The following is a 560-nucleotide window of genomic DNA, read 5'->3' as shown; positions in this document are numbered from 1 at the left end:
ACTTCGGAGACGTACTGGTCGCGGCGGTGTCGAAGTTGTCCGAGTACGGCAGCGCCATCGTGGTGGCCGGCGGAGGTGTCGCAGTGCCCTTGCCCTGCCCGGTGGTAGTCGTCAGGGTATAGACATACCCGGGCTGGAGCGTCAGCGAGTATGCGCCGCCGGAGGGCGTGATGTCCTGGGTGTGGACGAAGTAGTCGGCCGGGTTGGCCGAGTTCACGTTCGTCGCCCACACGTGAACCTTGCCGGTGGACAGTCCTCCGGTGACGGTGAACGACGCGGTCTGCGGGGCCGTCGCGTCCATCGTCTCGATGACGGTGCTGTAGTCGGAGTTGTTGGTGGACTTCAGCGTCGCGTAGCTGCCGTTGGAGCGGTTGCCACCGAGGTACCCGCTGGCAGAGTCGAGGTAGTGCCAGCCGGGAGCGGTGAACTGCGTGGTCTGTGCGGTGACCCAGGTGGTCTTGCCGATGTGGTAGTTCCCTGACCACGGCTGGTTCGCTATCGACATGCCCTGGTCGCTGAAGAACAGGTTCGGATACAGGGCGGCGATGACCGGCCAGTTG

The 560-nt window shown here is 64.6% G+C and carries 1 pseudogene; it reads right to left on the bottom strand.

Going from position 1 to position 560, the window contains the following annotated elements:
• Nucleotides 1–560, bottom strand: a pseudogene (locus GWK61_RS55105) (galactosylceramidase); the annotation flags it as partial.

Source organism: Catenulispora rubra (assembly GCF_015356825.1).
GTDB lineage: Bacteria > Actinomycetota > Actinomycetes > Streptomycetales > Catenulisporaceae > Catenulispora > Catenulispora rubra.
Note: the sequence above shows the minus strand (reverse complement) of the source record. Positions and strands in the feature narration are given on the sequence as shown.